General features: G+C 42.9%; 15 protein-coding genes. 5 read left to right on the top strand and 10 right to left on the bottom strand.

All coding sequences use genetic code 11. From position 1 onward, the window contains the following. Window positions 1-33: 33 nt before the first annotated feature. The 4 genes from LYNGBM3L_RS27320 to LYNGBM3L_RS27305 all read right to left on the bottom strand — a co-directional run bounded on the left by LYNGBM3L_RS27320 (window position 34) and on the right by LYNGBM3L_RS27305 (window position 6098). Entirely contained in the window at window positions 34-1572 is a 1539-nt protein-coding gene (locus tag LYNGBM3L_RS27320; RefSeq protein WP_044495073.1) for a ferredoxin--nitrite reductase, read from the bottom strand. Window positions 1573-1841: 269 nt separating this feature from the next. Next, entirely contained in the window at window positions 1842-2951 is a 1110-nt protein-coding gene (locus LYNGBM3L_RS27315; RefSeq protein ID WP_008189053.1) for a hybrid sensor histidine kinase/response regulator, read from the bottom strand. A gap of 12 nt (window positions 2952-2963) precedes the next feature. Next, a complete protein-coding gene (locus LYNGBM3L_RS34330) occupies window positions 2964-4709 on the bottom strand; it encodes a histidine kinase dimerization/phosphoacceptor domain -containing protein (RefSeq protein ID WP_008189051.1) in 1746 nt (581 codons plus the stop codon). 111 nt (window positions 4710-4820) lie between these two features. Beyond that, complete coding sequence (locus LYNGBM3L_RS27305) at window positions 4821-6098, bottom strand: valine--pyruvate transaminase (RefSeq protein WP_008189048.1); 1278 nt, start codon at window positions 6096-6098, stop codon at window positions 4821-4823. On the opposite strand from LYNGBM3L_RS27305, the gene tsaB reads away from it, so the two are divergent. From tsaB to LYNGBM3L_RS27285, 5 genes are all read left to right on the top strand, one after another. Beyond that, window positions 6097-6888, top strand: coding sequence for a tRNA (adenosine(37)-N6)-threonylcarbamoyltransferase complex dimerization subunit type 1 TsaB (gene tsaB / locus LYNGBM3L_RS27300; protein ID WP_008189047.1), 792 nt, complete (start codon window positions 6097-6099; stop codon window positions 6886-6888). The two genes, LYNGBM3L_RS27305 and tsaB, sit on opposite strands and share 2 nt — an antisense overlap. 174 nt (window positions 6889-7062) lie before the next feature. Next, on the top strand, window positions 7063-8196 hold the full coding sequence (gene dprA, locus LYNGBM3L_RS27295) for a DNA-processing protein DprA (RefSeq protein ID WP_008189045.1): 1134 nt from the start codon (window positions 7063-7065) through the stop codon (window positions 8194-8196). Between the two features lie 51 nt (window positions 8197-8247). Next, window positions 8248-8394, top strand: a complete 147-nt coding sequence (locus LYNGBM3L_RS37215; RefSeq protein ID WP_008189043.1) for an endo-1,4-beta-xylanase — start codon at window positions 8248-8250, stop codon at window positions 8392-8394. Window positions 8395-8964: 570 nt separating this feature from the next. Continuing rightward, window positions 8965-9210 carry an endo-1,4-beta-xylanase gene (locus LYNGBM3L_RS27290; RefSeq protein WP_081431851.1) on the top strand — a complete coding sequence of 82 codons (246 nt, stop codon included), beginning with the start codon at window positions 8965-8967 and terminating at the stop codon, window positions 9208-9210. Window positions 9211-9292: 82 nt separating this feature from the next. Continuing rightward, entirely contained in the window at window positions 9293-9868 is a 576-nt protein-coding gene (locus LYNGBM3L_RS27285; protein WP_008189039.1) for a Uma2 family endonuclease, read from the top strand. Window positions 9869-10112: 244 nt separating this feature from the next. On the opposite strand, the gene LYNGBM3L_RS27280 is transcribed toward LYNGBM3L_RS27285, so the two are convergent. The 6 genes from LYNGBM3L_RS27280 to LYNGBM3L_RS27250 form a co-directional block, all read right to left on the bottom strand. Continuing rightward, window positions 10113-11423, bottom strand: a complete 1311-nt coding sequence (locus LYNGBM3L_RS27280) for a YeiH family protein (protein WP_008189037.1) — start codon at window positions 11421-11423, stop codon at window positions 10113-10115. Between the two features lie 516 nt (window positions 11424-11939). Then, window positions 11940-12128 (bottom strand): hypothetical protein, encoded by a 189-nt coding sequence (locus LYNGBM3L_RS27275; RefSeq protein WP_131826974.1) that lies wholly within the window; start codon window positions 12126-12128, stop codon window positions 11940-11942. A 914-nt stretch (window positions 12129-13042) separates the two neighbouring features. Continuing rightward, a complete protein-coding gene (locus LYNGBM3L_RS27265; RefSeq protein ID WP_131826972.1) occupies window positions 13043-13732 on the bottom strand; it encodes a hypothetical protein in 690 nt (229 codons plus the stop codon). A 60-nt stretch (window positions 13733-13792) separates the two neighbouring features. Continuing rightward, the gene (locus LYNGBM3L_RS27260) at window positions 13793-16282 is read right to left on the bottom strand and encodes a CHASE2 domain-containing protein (RefSeq protein WP_008189026.1); all 2490 of its coding nucleotides are present in this window, start codon (window positions 16280-16282) and stop codon (window positions 13793-13795) included. A gap of 163 nt (window positions 16283-16445) precedes the next feature. After that, window positions 16446-17624: a DUF1822 family protein gene (locus LYNGBM3L_RS34325; protein WP_008189024.1), complete on the bottom strand. Its 1179-nt coding sequence runs from the start codon at window positions 17622-17624 to the stop codon at window positions 16446-16448. A gap of 2 nt (window positions 17625-17626) precedes the next feature. Further along, complete coding sequence (locus LYNGBM3L_RS27250) at window positions 17627-19141, bottom strand: hypothetical protein (RefSeq protein WP_008189023.1); 1515 nt, start codon at window positions 19139-19141, stop codon at window positions 17627-17629. Window positions 19142-19605: the final 464 nt, after the last annotated feature.

Here is a 19605-nt window from a genome sequence, read left to right as displayed (position 1 = left end):
TGTTTAGTGATGACTCTCCGACTCAGAACTAACCTAGTGGGATTTTGCTCCAAAATTCTCGATCAGTATATTGCCCAAGACCTCTGGTAAGTCATCACAAGCCACACTTTTTAGCACACACTCGCCCAGTTTAGCATCTTTCCCAACTTTGCCACCCATGTAAATATTGACTCCTTCAACAGACTTACCGTCTTTACGCACCTTAGTTCCCATCAAACCAATATCAGCTACTTGGGGTTGACCACAAGAGTTGGGACAACCTGTCCAATGAATCCGTACGGGGTTTGGTATATCTAACTTTTCTTCGAGTTCCCGAACTATTCCCAAGGCACGATTTTTGGTTTCAATCAGAGCAAAATTGCAGAACTGGGCTCCTGTGCAAGATACTAGAAGCCGTTCTAGGGGTTTGGGCTCAAGGGTAAATTTCTGCAAGAGGGGTTCAGCTAAGAAAGCGTCGAGATTAGCATCCGGAATATTCGGAATAATCACATTCTGCTCAACCGTTAGGCGGATTTCGCCACTGCCATAAGCCTCAGCCATCCGTGCCAGATCAAACATCTGCTGAGCATAAAGCCTACCAACCGGGACGTGTAAACCCACATAATTCAGACCTGGTTGCTTTTGGGCAAAGACACCGATATGGTCTCGTTTTTCCCAATCTATTTCATCGTGAGGAGCAGCCGTCGGGAGTTCTCTACCAAACTGCTTACTGACTTCCTCCCGGAACTTGTCAATCCCCCACTCATCAATCAACCACATCATCCGGGATTTTTGCCGATTCGCCCGCGAGCCTTCGTCGCGATAAACCTCTAGTATAGCACGACACAAGTCAACCACATCATCATTAGGCAGTACCCAAGCATTGAGGGGAACAGCAGCTTCACAACGCTTGGCCGAGAAAAAGCCACCTACGAGTACATTCAAGCCTAGTTGTCCATCTTTGTAGGCAGGCACGAAGGCAATATCATTAATTTCAGCATGGACTGAGTTATCCCGACCCCCTTCAATAGCAATATTGAATTTACGGGGCAAGTTAGTAAACTCATAATTTCCTTGACTGTTATTAGTGATCATGTCCTGTACTTTTTGGACAAGATCCCGAGTGTCAATTAATTCATCGCGATCTATCCCCGCCATGGGAGAACCAGTAATATTGCGGACATTGTCCATACCAGATTGGACGCTAGTTAAGCCAACTTGCTCGAACCTGCGGAAAATATCAGGCATGTCTTCAATGCGGATACCTCGCAACTGGATGTTTTGGCGAGTTGTAATATCAGCACTACCATCTTCACCATAACGCTGGACTATCTCAGCTAGTACCTGCATCTGAGTGCTGTTGACAATCCCGTTGGGTGTCCGCATCCTTAGCATGAACTTGCCTGGAGTAACAGGTCTATAAAAGACACCCATCCACTTCAGCCGATGCTGTAGGTCATCTGGATCTATTGCTTCCCAGCCAATTCTGGCAAACTCTTCTATTTGTTCCTTAATGGCAAGACCATCTTTCTTTGCCTTGAATTTTTCAAATTTGTTCAGTTTTTTGGCGGCTGGCTTAGCTGCGCTGGTCATAGCTGTTCCCTCGTTGCCTATTGCTCTATTGCGATAAGTTTTGTCCAGAGCCTCTGATGTCACTACTCTTGATGTTGATAAATTAATTTAAAGTATTGCTAAAATTTTGTATATTTTGTTACTTAATAATGATTTTAATTAAAAAAATGCATAAATTAAATGCACAAATTGCATTATAAAGTTATATCAAGTCTGCCCCTGCTCCAGAAGCTCCCCTGCACCCGAAGCTTCCCTGCTGTCATAACCATGGCATTCAAAGGAAGACCAGCTTACTCCCAATCCTGACTGGACAGGGGTAGTCTAACGGTAAACACAGTACCGACACCAACCTGGCTATCTACCAAAATTTGACCACGGTGCTGCTCTACACTCTTTTTAACAATCGATAATCCTAGACCTGTACCAGGAATATCCCCAACATTGCTAGCTCGCTGGAAAGGTTCAAACAGCTGGGAAAGCTCTTGTTCGGGAATACCAATTCCCGAGTCTTTAATTTTAAAAATTGCCCAGTTACCTTCCACGGTTAACTGAAACTCTACCGTTCCCCCTTCAGGAGAATACTTAATCCCATTGGATAGCAAGTTATTGAAAATATATCTGAGGAGTTGGGTATCCATATAGGCATCAGGAATATTACCTTGAGAAGTCAAAATAATCCTATGGCTCCCCTCGGTAGCCAACTGCATCTGCTCTATCAAATCAGAGCATAATTCTACTAGGTTAATTGGAGTTGGGTGAAAATTTAGCTTGTTTCCTTCTGCTTTTTCAATAAAGAGGATTTCATCCAAGAGTTGTCTCATATCTTGGATAGAGCCTTTAATTTGCTCAAAATACTTGCGATGTTTATCCTTGACCAAATCTTTGCTATAACGTTCTAACAATTCAGTAGCTAGGAGAACTTTACTCAGAGGTGTACGACATTCGTGGGAAACAATAGAGACAAAGCTAGATTTTTGTTCTCTAAGCTCCTGTTCTATTACTAGTGCTTGACGGATTTTTGTTTCTGCTTGGAAGCGAGAAAGGGCAATTTCAATGGTAACTCGCAGTTCTTCTTCCTCAAATGGTTTCAGGAGGTAACCAAACGGTTGGGTTATCTTAGCTCTTTCTAGGGTGATATCATCACTATAGGCCGTCAAATAGACCACTGGGATATTCCATTTTGTCCTAATCAGTCTGGCAGCAGTCACTCCATCTATTTCCCCTTTCAGACGAATATCCATCAGGATTAAATCCGGTTGAATTTCCTCAGCTTTTATAACTGCTTCTTCTCCAGATACAGCCACAGCAGGAACCATGTACCCTAGGAGTTTGAGGCTATTCTTGATATCCATAGCCACAAGGGTTTCATCTTCAACAACTAGGATTTTTTTCTTGGTCATGCTCGACTTGCCCTAGAGATCCAGTGAATGGGGAAACTTTATTTCTAATCTAGTGCCTTGGCTACAGTCAAGGATGATGTTACCCCCCAGTTGTGCAGTCAAGTTACGAACAATACTCAAACCAAGGGATTTAGTGGATTGAAAGTCTAAATTGTCCGGTAAACCAATACCATTATCACTTACCTTCAGGATTAGCTGACCCTGTTGATCTGAACTTAGACTGATTTCCATCTTACCCTCTTGATTTTCAGGAAAGGCATATTTGAGTGAATTAGACACCAATTCATTGATGATTAGCCCACAGGGAATAGCTACATCAATGGTCAAGGGAGCTGTGGTAACTTCGATATTGAGGGCGATTGTCTGTGGGTTAATGCCGTAGGAACGGAACAAGTTATTGGTTAAGGTTTGAATGTATTTTCCGAAATTAATCTGGGCTAAATTTGGCGATTGATACAGCTGCTGGTGAATCAGAGCCATAGATTGAACCCGATGCTGGGAATCTTTGAACAAACTTAATGCTTGTGGATCTTCAACTTTCCTTGACTGTAGTCGGAGTAGGCTAGAAATAATTTGCAGGTTATTTTTGACCCGGTGATGAATTTCTTTGAGCAAAACCTCTTTTTCGGTTAGAGAGGCTCTCACCTGATTTTCTGCTTGCTTGCGTTCGGTGATATCTACAATTTGATAAAAAAATTTTCGGGGCTTACCTTGAGAATCCCTGACTAAAACTGCTTTCTTGGTCAAAACATGGATCACTCTACCATCTTTGGAGAGTAAGCGATTTTCCATCTGAAAGTGGGATGTTCTTCCTGGCCACAAGTCTTGATTCGGGGTAAGGTTAATTGTCAAATCATCGGGATGGATAATATCTGTAGCCTTTTTCTGCCCCAGTTCCTCGGCTGTGTAACCAACCGTGTCACAACAGGCTTGATTAACCTTTAGCACGGAGTCATCAGTGCTGGTAATTGCCATACCCATGGGAGAGAGTTCAAAAATCAGGCGAAATTGTTCCTCACTTTTGCGAAGTTGTTCATTGACGAACCGTAGGTCAGAAGTCCGTTGTTCGACTCTGAGTTCTAGTTCTTGGTTGAGCTGTTGTAGAGCTAATTCTGCCTGTTTATGCTCGGTGATATCAATCCCTACACACACGGCTGCAGCACCTTGCTGGTACTTCTGAGCGGCAATTAGATAATATCTCGAAGAATTTTTCACTTTCAGCTCGACCACCTGGGAAGCTCCTGAGTCCCGACAGGCGAGAAACTCACCCATAAAGCCAACAAACTGAGGGCTGCTCTCCAGAAAGCCCAACTCTTTACCGACAAAAGTCTCTGGAGGTAATTGCAGGCTCTGAGCCAGATGTCGGTTCACCCCAAGATATCGACCATCAGCACTAATCCAAGACACCGCTCCCGGTACAGCATCCAAAACTGCCTCTAGTTGCTCTTTTGCTTGTCGCAGCTGATGATTAGCTTCGGACAATTCTGTTGTCTGTTTTTGAAATTGGTATTCCAATTGCTGATCACCCAGAAGCCATTTCTCCTGAACCTGCTTACGGTTGGTGATTTCCGGTTGTAATTGCTGATTGACCTGAGTTAACTGAGCAGTTTGTTGTTCCACTACTTGCCCAAGTCCTTTGATAATCCTACACATCTGTGTAGAGTCAAGGGTGGTGAGCAAGTTAGGCTGGTTAATAATGCCTAGCAACTCCCCTAGATCGCCAGTTTCCAACACTTGTGCTAGCTGCTGCTGTTCCATCTGTTAATATAGTTTGAATATTACTTAATAAGTACTCACCGAACAAGTACTATGGAACGCTGTTAGATGATCACAACATCTCCAACGGAAACACTATCTCCAACGGAAACACTAACCTGACCCAATCCGATAGACTTCCTCGACCAATGTTGCTAAACGCTGCATGGCAATTTCAATTTCTTCTTCAGTAGCGGTAAGGCTGATGCGAATGCACTGTTGCTGGTGAGACCAGTCTTCTCGTAAGCCGGGGAAAAATGTACTCCCAGGCACAACAATCACACCCACCTGCTTCAACTTTTGGTACAGTTCCCAGTCGGTAATTGGCAAATCCTGTAACCACAACCAAGCAAAGATAGCTCCTTCACCCCGATGCAAGAACCAAGGCAAGTCTTTGGGCATAGATTTGTCTAATGTAAGTTCAAGGGTCACAAACTTTTTCTGGTAGTGGGGGCGAATCACATTAGTGGCAATCTCGGGGAGTGCTCCAGATGCGATCGCTTTTGCGGCAATAGCTTGTCCATAGCGGGACGAATGAATACAAAGATTGGTCTGGAAGGATTCCAAAATGCTAATTAGCTTGGGATTTCCAATGGCTACACCAACCCGTTCCCCTGGTAGTCCAGCTTTTGATAAACTCAGACAGTGGATGATATTGTCTCGAAAGACTGGTGTCATTTCGGTAAAGTTCAGTGCTGGAAACGGTGGAGCATAAGCTGCGTCAATCAACACTGGCACATTGAATGGTGTAGCTATTTCGGCAATTTTGATTACTTCTTCATCGGTGATAACATTGCCAGTGGGATTACAGGGACGGGAAACAATTACACAGCCAGTCTCTTGGCTAATCTTTAATTGGCTGAAATCAGGGCGATACTTAAAGCGGTGTTGCTCGTGATTAATTTCCAGAGTAGGTTTGTATGCATATACTGCTTCTGGAGTCAAGCTTACTCCTCCATAGCCAGTGTATTCTGGAGAAAGGGGCAAGACAACTTGTTTGAGTTGGCCGCTGCTGGTGTAGCCACCAAAAACGTTAGCGGCGTAGAAGTAAATGGATTGAGAACCGGGAGTAATCAGGATATGGCGATCGCTTAGGGAAAGACCGTAGCGTTGATTGAAATCCTTTGCGATCGCATCGATCAGAGGCTGGTATCCTTGAGATGACCCATAGCGGCAAATCACCTCACCGTAGTCTGAGCTAGCCAACAGTTGTGCCGTACAATCGCGCCAAAGTTGCTCGACTTCTGGCAAAATCACTGGATTCCCTGCACTGAGATTAATCCAATCTTGTCCCTGACCAGCTCGTAGGGTTTCGATAATATCTTTCATAATCGCTCGGACACCAGTCAGTTTGGACATCTGAGTCCCAATTTGAGTCAGGGTAGGATCCATGGATAGTGATAACCTTTTGGCTTTGAGGATACTTGATCAAGCTTCTCCAATCGAAAATCATACCAAAATGCCGATTCTCGAACCAAACAAATATGCTCTTGCCCTTCACACCACTAGTCCTCAACTGGGGCTGGTGATCAGTAACTTTGCCAAGGATACCCGCTGCCAAACTTGGGACTTAGGGCGAGAGTTGTCTGCCCAATTGCATCAGCACTTGACTGAATTTCTGAATTCCCAAAGTTGGGAAAACTTAGAATTCATTGCGGTAGCTATTGGACCAGGTAGCTTTACGAGTACCCGTATCGGTATAGTTACTGCTCGTACCCTAGCACAACAGTTAGATATTCCCCTGTTTGGCATTTCTACACTGGCAGCGATCGCCTGGTTAGGGGAAGAGGGGAAAGAGGGGGAAGAGGGAGCTATGTATCAAGACAACTCGGGATCAGCAATCAGCAATCAGCAATCAGCAATTAGCACTCAAAACTTATCACTAAGCACTCAGATTGCTATTCAAATGCCTGCCCAACGGGGTCAGCTGTATACCGCCATCTATCAGCCATCAATAGCTGGTTTGGGGCTGAGGAAGATTTTACCAGATGCTGTCATGACTTCAGATCAATGGAAACAAGTTTTGGATACCTTAGAAACACCATTACGATTGCTAGAGGCTCCGGCCAATTTAGGGAGTTATGCTAGGGGTGTCTTGGAACTTGCTTATCTCGATTGGCAACAGGGAAAGCGCCCCAACTGGTCAGAAGTACTGCCGTTTTATGGACAGCATCCAGTTTAAGAATTAAGAATTAAGAATTAAGAATTAAGAATTAAGAATTAAGAAAATTATATTTTTTTGATAATTTATAATTGAATTTATGGAGTATTTTTGAATTTTTTTTGATAATTTATAATTGGATTGATGAGGTATTTTTTGATTTTGAATTGATAATTTATAATTGGAGCGAAGCGATTGACCAAGCAAGAAGAACGTGCGTACTGGCTAGCATGGTCAGAAGTTCCCGGTATCGGATCAGTATTGCTCCAACGGCTACACCAACAGTTTGGAACTCTGGCAGAGGCTTGGAAAGCGTCAGCTTCAGAGTTAGGAGCAGTTGAGGGGTTCGGGGTGCGGCTGATCGAAAGAGTAGTGAAAATGCGTGGGCAATACTTACCGGAACAGCTACTTGAGCAACACTTGGTCAAAAATCCTTGTTTCTGGACACCAGCGGATGGAGAGTATCCCCGCTTGTTACTAGAAATTCCTAGTCCTCCCCCAAGGCTATACTATAGCGGAGTAGTTGATCTAGCAGAAAATTACGGTAGCAAGCCGATAGTTGGGATTGTGGGTACCCGCAATCCCAGCGAATACGGTAAACGTTGGACTCGTAAAATCAGTGCTACCCTTGCTAAGCATGGTTTTACAGTGGTGTCCGGTATGGCAGTGGGAATTGATACACAAGCCCATCGTGGGTGTCTGGAAGCGGGTGGTAGAACCATAGCAGTGTTGGGAACTGGTCTTGATGTGGTATATCCCTTGAGCAATAGTTATCTTTATAAACAAATTCAAGAACAGGGATTGGTAATCAGCGAGTATCCAGCCAGTACCAAACCCGCACGTTCCAACTTTCCCCAACGCAATCGGATTATTGCTGGTTTAAGCCGTGCAGTTTTAGTGATGGAAGCGCCTAATAAGTCCGGAGCGCTAATTACTGCTAGACTCGCCAATGAGTTCTGTCGGGATGTCTATGCACTACCAGGTTCCTTAGATAATCCCAATTCTATCGGTTGTTTGGGACTGTTAAATCGGGGTGCCCATGTAATTTTAAGTGAAGGTCACTTGTTGGAAATGCTCGGAGCTATTCCAGAACTTGACCCCCACTCCGCTCTAGAACAACCTTTACCCGCTTTACCTGTACCGACCTTAGAGCCAGCATTGGCAAAAGTGTTGGATGCGATCGCATTTGAACCAACCTCATTCGATATCATTGTCCAGCAAGCAGCTTTAGAAGCAGGCTCAGTATCCAGTGCCTTGTTACAGTTGGAACTAATGGGATTAGTGTCTCAGGCTCCAGGGATGCGATATCGAAGATTGATAACTGAATAGTTATTTAATGATTAATACAAATAACACTAATTTACGTTCCTTGGCTTTCAGATGCACGTTAGTATTCAAAATCCTCCCAAGCCAGAAGACATAGCAGCAAACATGAAGCGTCTGGGTGAGTTGGGATTGCAGGTTCAGGTCACCGAGATGGACTTGACACTCCCCGCTTTAAAAAGACGGGGATTCCATGATCTTTGACCGGCCTTAAACCTTCGTGTCCAAATGGCAATATCTAAGCCGAAATCCCGTCAAGACTAAGATTTCAGTTCAGCTCACGAAAGACCCAGCGGGCTAGTCTCGCGATAGCGTTCAGCTACTTATTGAGAAGTGCCTTAGAAAGTCCGTTACTTCCCTGTTTCACTTGGTTCCGGCGTGCCCCGCCGTACCGTTCAATTTCAAGTTGTTATCTTGCTGGGTTCACACACCAACGGTTAATTGATGATTGGGTTTTTAAGGAGGATTTTCCCAGAGACGAAACCTTAGTAGAGTGGAGCCTTACTACAAAACCTTTTCCCTATGCTGCATAACCTGCCGACTATAAAGGCGACCCTCTACTTACGGTAACTTCAAGCCCTCCGGGCATTACTACTTTCAGGTCGGTAAGTTACGGGTCTCTCTCCCGGCTCAGCCTGCGGTTTCTCAGCCTGTACCCTATACTTTAATTACACCCTAGCGCCAATGTATTGTCAACTCGGCGACTCAAGTCGCTACGGTCTTTCATCCCCGGTTTAAAAACACGGGGCTTTCAGCCTTAGGAGTTCCGTAAAAATTCATGATGATAGTGGCACACCAGAAGAACGGGTGGCTGCTCAGACAAAGGTATATCAAGATATCCTGCAAGTTTGTCTAGAGGCTCCCAATTGTACAGCGTTCCTAACTTGGGAATTTGCAGATCATCATTCTTGGATTCCCGATTTCTTTGGTAAACCAGATTCCCCTCTACCTTTCGATAACTCCTATCGTCCTAAAGCTGCTTATCACGCGATGGTGGAAGTTTTGAAAATTGAGGCTTAAAAAGTAAAAAATAAAAGTAAAAATAGCTTAAATTGTACTTGTTATTTCATAAAAATATTCTATAATTTTGGAGGTAATTAACATGGTATATTTACCTGATAACCTCGAATTAACTATTAATTTAAGTGACGAACAATTTTTCCAGCTTTGTCAAGATAACAGGGATTTAAGATTTGAGCGCACCTCTGAAGGAGATTTAATAATCATGTTACCTACCGGAGGAAATACAGGTAGACGAAATATTAAACTATCGACTCAACTAGAATTGTGGAGCAGTCAAATGAAACTTGGTGTTGCTTTTGACTCTAATACAGGATTTCAACTGCCTAATGGAGCAAATCGTTCTCCTGATGTGTCTTGGGTTAAACGAGAGCGTTGGGAAGGGTTAACATCAGAAGAACAGGATAAATTTGTTCCTTTATGTCCTGATTTTGTGCTCGAATTGCGTTCTCCCAGTGATTCCCTGAAAATGGTGCAAGCTAAACTCCGAGAATATATGGAAAATGGGACTAGATTAGGATGGTTAATCGATCCCCAAAATAAGGTTGTGGAAATCTATCGTCCCAATCAAGAGGTAGAAATTATCCAATCTCCGAAAACCTTATCAGGAGAAGATGTTTTGCCTGAATTTACGTTAGATTTATCAGAAATTATATGATATATTCTGCTATCCATAGCAGTTACCAACTCAATAGATAACTGCTATAGTTGAATAGGCTAATCATGAGATAGTATCTCTACATCTGTCCAGAAAATTCCTGAAGCATCACTCTCGTTTTCGTATATATCCTGTACGCTCGACCCCAAATAACCACCTACTATCAAGCTATTCAATAACCACAGTAGTAGCGGAAGTGAGCAAATACTAATCAAAAAGATTAGGGATTTTCGGATAGTGTTTATCACTGTGCTAACTCCGGTATAGGAAAAATAATTCCGCTTAACATTAGCCAAGCTATAGCCAAAGTCAGGACAATGTTAAAACTCTGCCCTACCAAATAAAGAATCATGGGTTTACCACCCTGAAGTTGTGTTCCTAAATCCCGAAAGTTCGAGTCTAGACCAATGGACAAAAATGCGATACAAAATAGCCAGCCACGATAGATCTTGGTTTGACTAAGAATGTTTTTAACTGTATCCATCCCCATCAAGGGAATACAAACAAAGGATACTAACAGAGAAGCAGCTATAAAACCTAAGATAAACTTGGGCAAACGTACCCATAATTCCCTCAGTTGTGGTTTAGGAGCATTTGGCTCGCGCTCTATAAAAAACACCCAAAATAAAGCGATCGCAAAAGCTATCACTCCGATCAGCATATTTTGAATCATCTTAACTAAAGCAGCTGCTTGACCAGCAATTTCCCCTACTGTTTCACCAGCAGCGACAACTGCGCCAGTAGAATCAATGGTTCCCCCCAGCCATGCACCACTGACTAATTCATTCATACCTACAGCCTTGACAAACAAGGGCATGATCACCATCATGGCAACAGTAAAAATGAGAGTCATCCCTACAGCTAAAGTCAACTCGTTTTTCTTAGCCTTACAGGCTGCTGCTGCTGCAATAGCGGCTGATACACCACACACTGATGTGGATGTGGCGACTACCATCACCAGTGATTTCTGCTGCATTTTCAGAACCCGAGTACCAAACAGATACATAAATATGATCACAATAGGCGTAACCAGCCAAGCGGACGCTAAACCATAGGGTCCGAATTCGACAATTCGGTTAAAGAGAATTTCTGCACCGAGAATCACTAAGCCAGTCTTGATGTAATATTCAGTACGCACCGCTGGCATCATCCACCTTGGTGTACCAATCGTATTACTGATGATTAGTCCAATCAACAATGCCCAGAAAGCATAGCCGAGGTTAATTGCTTTAGCGGTCTGTGAATTCCCAAGTATATAGGATAAAACTGACAAGAGAAAGATAACCAAAAAGCCTGGTATCATGTTTCTGCCTTCTTTTCCCTTCATTACCAGGTTGCCAAGGGTAAACAGAGCACATAAACCAATGGCGAGCAATGCCAGTTTAGGAAACAATTCCCAGGGGAGTGCCGATAAGAAATCTATCCCTTTCCATTTAGGCATCTTTGGCACAACGGTTATGATGCCACTAAACACCGTCCCCAATAACAGCAGACCAATCCATACAGACCACCAGTCTTCTAATTTGTAGAAGTTAGACCATTTTGTTTGACTCATTAGTAGATTTTATTTTACCCTGGAAGCCACCACCGAAATAATATCAATACATAATACCAATTCATAAAAGTAGCACGCTAAGATGCAGATGGGGAGATGGACATCTCCCCGCGCCGGGGTCTGTTTTTGTAACTATTTCCTATTCCCTGGGCACAGCGCTATAGTTTATTAACGGTGACGATTGCTCCTAGTGGTACTTTCAAAGGCTCTAGACTCGAAATCCCCTAAAAGCGAAGCAGAGCTAGGAAAATACATCGGCGCTACCAAAATGACTGAAACCCAAGGTTCATGTAGGGTGGGCAGTGCACCACAGATCATGAACCTTGCAAAGGGCGTTGGTAGGCACTGCCCAGCCTACGATTAATGACAATGGTGCAAGATCTCGGAAATACGTCGGCGCTACCAAAATGACTGAAACCCACGTGGAGCAGCGACTGCATCAAGAGAAGGAGATACTGCTGATGGACTATTACCTAGCTCTGGATCTACTTTTGAGGCTATTTAGGAGGGTTTATCTTAAAATCCCACTACAAACTGCTGGTCGAACCTGAACATAAATTCAACTCTCAACCCATTAATTCCTTCCCAGGAAATATTCCGAAACACAGGAGCAGCCTCTGCTTTATAAACGTAACATGCGATCGCAATACAAAGAGCAACACTGGTGACTGCAGTATTAACAATTTTGGCCAGTTTTTTTTTCATTTTTAGATTATCTCGACTACATTTGGTTACTACTGACTGTTCAAACAAGAATTAACTTTAATGGCTGATTAGATTGGTAGTTGATCAATTATCTAGCAACGAGAGGTTAGAACTAACAGCGCTAATATAATTCAGGAGCTCCCTCAAACCCCTCAATGAATGTTGATAACTATAGCTTCCTATGCCGTTCCAGGTTTCTGTAAAAACAATCTTGACGTTGATTAGAACGATCTTATCAGGTGTTCCGGACAACGTGCATCAAGTTATTATCAATATAATTAATGGTTTTGTTAAGAGAGCTTTAAGGAAATATGAAACTAGTTTAGGACTTAGGCAAAACTATTCAAAAAAAACTATAGCTAGTAGAACACTACAAGTCGATTTGCTGTCTAATTGTAAGCATTCAGCATTCAGCATTCAGCTATCAGCATTCAGCATTCAGCTATCAGCATTCAGCATTCAGCATTCAGCTATCAGCATTCAGCTATCAGCATTCAGCATTCAGCATTCAGCATTCAGCTATCAGCCATAGGCCAACGGCTGACGGCTGACGGCACCTCAAGTAGCGTGGCCAAAGGCCAACGGCTGACGGCTGAATGCTTACGTCTAATTCCTGTAGTTAAGACTAGGGCGTGTTTTCAAAGTTTTCCGCAAGATATTAGATCCCCCCCAGCCCCCCTTATTAAGGGGGGAGCCATACTCAAAGTCCCCTTTTTTAAGGGGGACCAACGGGGGTACTCGGAGTTTGAAGACACGCCCTAGTCTCGTTAGACTATGAAAACTAAAAATTATGAATTGTGAAGACTGATAATACCTGATTTTGACATAACAAACTATCCTCCGATTGAGGAGCTTTGAGTCAGGAGTAATATTAATTTATTTTACAGTAATTTTTAAGATAAATTAGTCCTTGACTACTCACAAAACTCTTGATATAATTCCTCAGTATTAGTTTTCCAACTATCTAAGTCCCCAAACACCGAAATCACTCGTACCACATCTAGGAAAAGATCGCGATCAGCAAAGTAACTCGCATGCTGATCTCGAAACTGCTCAGCTGGCAATTCAGCTTGGATAATCTGATACGCTTCAGCACCCATAACTTGAAAGGGAATAGTTTCGGTATCTGTAATTAGTTGTCCATTATTATCCGTTGTGTTGTACTCTACCCAGTAATAATATTCTTTACCTCGTTGAAGTGGCTGACCTTTACCATCAGCATTGTACATAACACTAGTCTGATTATCGTTTACCTGATAAGACCATAACGCTTGTCCATTGCGAGAGGAACGAACTTGAATGATATTAACACTTCCTTCCCAAGCAAATAGAGGTTGGTCACTCCAGGTGCGATAGGCAGCAATATTAGGGGAAATTGAACAAAACTCTCCATGGGTACCTGCTTCATCCTTCTTCCTACGAAAAATATCTCGGATCTTAGCCCATACAGATTGTGTTTCCTGTTTGGTTTGACTCACTGCTTTCGGTACTTGATTCCCTTGACTGGTAAACGAAGCTGCAATTGATACTGATGAGGTCGGACAACTAATACTCATCGTTCCAGTAATTAGCAGTAGATAAAAGACTCTAATTAATCGATACATAGGATTTAAATGTTAAAGGCTTGCCGGAAATTAAATTAATAATTACCAATTAATAATTAACTAAATAATATAAAACCAGAGTATAATTGATGGTAAAGCTATAGGCATTAAAAGAGAAGCTGAGATATAAGCCTGTAGTCCGATTATTCCATAGACCGCTGTAGCACCAAATAATATCAATATTGATTGCTGTCGTTCTTGAGGCTTTTGCTGGAGCAGTAGCAGCATTGTTCCTTTTCCTGACAATGCTGCTAATAGAATCATCCAGCTGTCGGGAATTAATTTTATTGTATGCTGCGATAAAAAATGGTGAACCATGTAAGCATGGGCTTCACCTCCGGTAAATACCTTGGGACAAGTATCTGGTGGCTTTCTGGTTCGATTCAGTGGATTACACCAATATTCAATAGCTAGAGGTAGAGAAAAATTATCCTCGGCTTCATCATATCCCCCAGAGGCAATGATAACCACTTGCTGCTCAATGTTAGAAAAGTCACTTTTGAGGAATTCCCAAGCAGGCTTGTGCTCATAAGCCTGTTCTGGAGGAATAGAAAAGTCAATAATATAGCGCATCCCTAACGGTAGATTCTTTGGTTTAACGGATGCGATCGCGTAGCGTGGCCTACGGCCAATCGCAAAAGGTAGATTCTTTGGTTTAACGGATGCGTTCGCGTAGCGTGGCCTACGGCCAATCGCATTATCCTGGCTACTGACTTGCTGAAGATACTGACTAACTTGCTGCTGAAAGTTGGTGGTACTTTCAAAATTAGGATTTAATCCTATCCCGTGGTTTGGCTGTTGGTGCAACTGGTGTGATAGAGCCAGTAGATAGGCAAAAGGACATGACTTGTTGCAGGTGGCATCCTGCGGGAGTTCCATATCCCAACGGAAAAAAGTAATATCCCCTTGTAGACTCCATTTAGGGCTAGCAATTTTCGGAAACACCTTGCGATTTTTATCCTGATTGACCCCAAAGACAAACCAGGTATCCTGTTGACTGACAGCGGATTGAATCGCACTAGCCAGTTTTTCCTCTCTCGGTTCTTGGGTATGGAGCAGATAATCAATTCCAATTACCTTAGCGCCTGAGTTCGAGAGTTGTCTGACTAATTTGCCAAGGTATTCCCGTTCCATCGGCTGGGTTTTAAAGCCTTTAATCTCCAGTTGCGCCTGATTGATTGAGTCTTGATCAATAGCAATTAACAGTACAGAGCGTGGCTTCGCCGAGGATAACCCCTCCCGAGGAAACTGGTTTGTGCTATCGCGATAGACAGCTTGAAGAAACGTTCGCCCATCTAGCAACATGTCTTGTACAGGAACCATAGCGCTAACTAAAAGCACACTAGCTAATGCGATCGCTTCTTTTGGTTTAGGTAGCCACTGCTGAAGTAGTTTCTGGTAACCCCAAGGCTCAATCCGAAATGGCTTAGCACCATAGGGACTAAAAAACGAAGGAATCAGGTAAGCTGATGGATAGACAAATTTTTCACTTACCTGTAAATTGCGACAAGCTGCCAGCATTGCTTCCTGGACATCCTGATACTGAGCTAAGCTGCTGCAAAATTCTTTGAGAAATACATGAGCAACATTATCATGAACTTCCTCCCGCATGATCACCACTTGCAATCCTAAATCAGCCAACCGATTCGCTATTTTTAGACCATTACAGGAGTTAAAGACGCACAACTGAAGTCCCTGATTTTTAGCAGTAGTTAGGTATTCCTTTATTTCACTGATAGATACCAACTGCTCTGGCGCGATCGCTAATTTTCCATCAGTAACTTTTGTTTCATCACTATGACCCATAAAAAATAGAGCATCCCACCCCCTTTCATCGGTTATTTCTGCCGCCAGTGCTGCTTTAAGATTCACCCCATCTTCTTGGTGTTGCCAGTCAAAGAACTCTACTTGAGCAACTCCTTTGAGCAACTTAAGAGCCTGCTTATCTTTCTCCAAATTCAGATCTGTATTATCCCCCAAAATCGCTAAAATCCGAGGTTTCCCATGGCGCATATTATCTAGCGCTATTGTTTCTCCCTGAGTAGTCATCGGAATCCTGGTAATCCGAATTCTCCCACTGGGGATATCCTCTGGAAGCAACTGCCATGCTTCCCAAGGAAGCCGTGCCAATTCCACAGAATCGCAGGCTATAAAAATAGCTACTTCTCGATAGGCTTCTGCTGTCTTCTTTGACTGTGATTCCTTTCTAGCAATAGTGAAAATTTGATGTTGAATTGTTTCTCGAATAGTCTGTAATTGACCTAACCACCGTTGAAAGACATCCAGAAATATCTCTTTTGCTTCTTCTAATTCATGTCCCAAGTCATCGACTAATGGTGTGATGGCACCACTGGATAATTCTCTTGCTCGCAATTTCGGGTAAAACTGGAGGTAAAGGTATCGCCACTCCTCATAACAGTCTATTACTTTAGCTGGATAGTCCAACTTTGCGGATACTTCCTGTCCGTGATTACCCCGTAAATAAAACAGACAGGATGAATCAGCTTGCCAAACATTTAGTCTAAAACTACTTTGATGATTAGTTGTCAATCGCTTCGCTCCAATTCAAAATTATCAATTAAAAATTAAAAAAAATACTACAAATGAAGTCGGGGGCTTGAAACATCGCTTCGCTCCAATTTAAAAATGGTAATTTGTTACTTTTTTATTCCCCCTACTCCCTACTCCCTACTCCCTACTCCCTCTTAAAATATCATAAACATTTATCAGGATCAAAAGCGAAGGGAAGTAGGGTTAATGAGGCTCCATTACTTAGAGAAATGGTAGCTACAAATTTTTGGTTCCACCTACCTGCTACTGCAACATGGAGATAACGTTCATTTACCAATATCGCTTCAGAGACAACACCAGTGAATTCGCTGATTCGTAACTTCATACCAGGGGGAAGTGTATTACCAAGACAGTCTTCGATTAGCAATAGCAATGCCCATTCTCGAGTATCTTCTGGTGCTTTCTGGTAAATGAACCAGGTAACAGCACATAGTTTGAACAGAATGCCATTTAAATTAACAGTTTGGTAAGAGCCACGAGCATGAGACGGAACAATTAATCCTTTTTGTCTTCTCAACTCTTTAGCGATCGCTCGATATCTGTCTGGTTCATCCGATACTGGACTAATCCGACGCATTGATGGCTTAGAAAAGGTATAGTCAGGAAGCAGTTGCCAAGATAAACAGCTTGCTAACTCATCCATTTCTCCTCGCAGCCATTCTGCTGTATTAATGGCTGTTTCAGCAAAGAATGGTAGGATTTCCTGAACAGAACGCTTAGTATCAGCAACTGGAATTGTGATCTCTTGGGAATCTAACCAACGCAAGTAGTGCAGTAAATGATTTGGTTGCTGATCAAATAAAGACAGAGGTAAGTTATAGTTACGGTTACCTTGTGGTAAGTTAGCTGTTTCGCGATAGTTAACCAACTCGTCGTGACGTAAAATACCTCTAATAATACCCTGTTCTTGGGTTTCTTTCACCTCAATTATGATATAAAAATGAGCGGCAAGTTCTGGTAATTCAACAGCAGCTATTGGTATATTAACCCCTGGATATATGAGGGTTTCCGTGACAATTATACACAGATTAAAATTACCAACTTTAAAATTACATACCGTTTCAATCAGATTAGCATACTCTGGTTGAAACACCGAACATTTATCCTTATTAATTGGCAGCTTAACCCGTTCTTCTAACCATCTTTCAAAACCAAATAAGGCTAAACTATTTAGATAATTTGGCCAATTTTTGGCCTCACTATTAACTTTTTCACTAATCTTTATCGCTTGCTCAAAGTCTTCAGGTTCTAGCCAAAATACTTCTCGGTTTGCAAGGGCTATATCCCTGGAATCTGTCCTATCCTTATTCATTAGTTTCATCCTTATTTTTTTTGATTGTGTTCATCTAGATATCGGCACAATCGCTGAGCATATAAACTAGCCATTGAACGGGTTTTAGAAGTACTCAGTTCTGCTACCGCTTCTTGAAAAACTTGTGTGTTCAAGAAAGCCTCTACTTCCTGCATCAGGTTACTCAAATAATCGAGCTTTGTGGCATTTTCTTCCAGAGCTAATCCCTTAGTAGTTGTTGAGATAAGCTGGAAAAAATTTTCTACACTCAGATAATGAACGCGATTCAGCAGTTTCCCTGGTGCCAAGACTCGGCTGGCTTGGGAATGATTGGTCATCTTCACAAGGGTTGCTATCTCTTTAAGAGACTTACCCTCACAGTAAAGGAATCGGAAACCTGGGATAACCTTTGAAGCAAAACAAGCGTAACGGCGACTTTGCTCTAAAGAGGCAATGTGCTCAGCCAAGGCTTGCGCTATCGCGTGATCTAAAACCTCAATCAGTCCCTGTTCAAGAAAATCCTGCAATTCAGATTGTCCTAAATGATCTATGGTATTAATAGAGTTTAGATCAGGTAATTCTTTGGGGACATACTCGCCAGTTTCTGGATCCCGTGCTTCTAGAGGTTCCCAGATCGGACTTCCTCTGCGGCTCCAAATCTCCTCTTCTTGCAGACCCTTGGCTATCCTGGTTAGTTCTTTGTGAAGCTCTTTGGTGGAATTGATGATAACACCACGTTCTGGCAACAGGTGGAGCATGTCTTGGAGTTGGTCATCCCTAGGCTCAAGGCATTGGTTAACTCTAGGGTTAAGTTTATGGTTAACTCTATGGCGCCGTTGCTGTTGTCTGTCTTGAGAATAGACAGTATGGAAGGTTTCTACTAGTTTGCGATCGCGTGGATAGAGCTGTTCAAGGTGTCTGAGTTTAACTCGTCCCAACAGTGACCAGTTACTGGACAAGGGCAATCCCTGTTCAGCTAAGCAACGTTTGATATCAGGATGTTGTTTGGTTTTCAGATATGCCCAATTGTCCAAACTGAAGCGAGCTGGTGAGTTCAGACGATAGCTTGCCAAGACATCAATCGTAAAAAACTGACCAAGTCCAGGTTCAATCTCACCTTGCTTATTAACAACCAGTTGAGCTTTGCCATCACTATCGAGAATAATCGGAGTTTTGCCATCATCATTGAGTACATAGGATAGCAGCTCACGGTAAGTTAACCGATAGTCAAGGCAAAACTGACTCGCTAGTTTTTTACAAGCCTTTAGGATAGGCATTGAAACATAGCACCGAAGACACAGTCCAGCTAACGCCCGGTATTTAGGATCACATGTAGTATCAACAGTAGATAGCTCAGCACGAAACCAGGATAGCAGTAAATCCTGGATACCTCGCTCCCACTGAGCTAATAACCTTTCCTTTTGATCCAATCCCAGGAGTGTTTGTTGAAAAAACTCCTGTGCTTCCTGTTGATGGCAGACTTTGTAGCCTTTTTCGTTATTGGTTGGGTCAAATACCCGAATTGTCGAGTATCTAGATGCATCCATAACCGATTGAGACAGCACTCTACTAGTATATAGATGTCAGGCTATTTAACCTGTGCAGTTTTCTCTAGCAACAGCAACAGGCAAGGCGTTGGTCAATGGTGGAACGATTGAGGGTAATCGGTAATCATTAATCAGTAATCAGTAATCAGTAATCAGTAATCAGTAATCAGTAATCAGTAATCAGTAATCAGTAATGTTAATTTGAGATTCCCTCACCGTCAATCATCAAACTCCAACCTACCCTACAACGGACGCCTGGACAAAAACCACCTCCAAGCCTTCAACCTTCAACCTTGGCCAATAGGCCACGCCATCGCGTTCAACCCTCCAACCTTCAACCTTGGCCAATAGGCCACGGGTTCGCTGAAAGCGGGACGAAGTCCATCGCGTTCAACCTTCAACCTCCCAACCTCCCAACCTTCAACCTCCCAACCTTCAACCTCCCAACCTTCAACCTCCCAACC

This window comes from Moorena producens 3L (genome assembly GCF_000211815.1).
In the GTDB taxonomy this organism is placed as follows: Bacteria; Cyanobacteriota; Cyanobacteriia; order Cyanobacteriales; family Coleofasciculaceae; genus Moorena; species Moorena producens.
The sequence above is the reverse complement of the archived record's forward strand: the minus strand, read 5'-3'. Positions and strand labels throughout refer to the sequence as shown.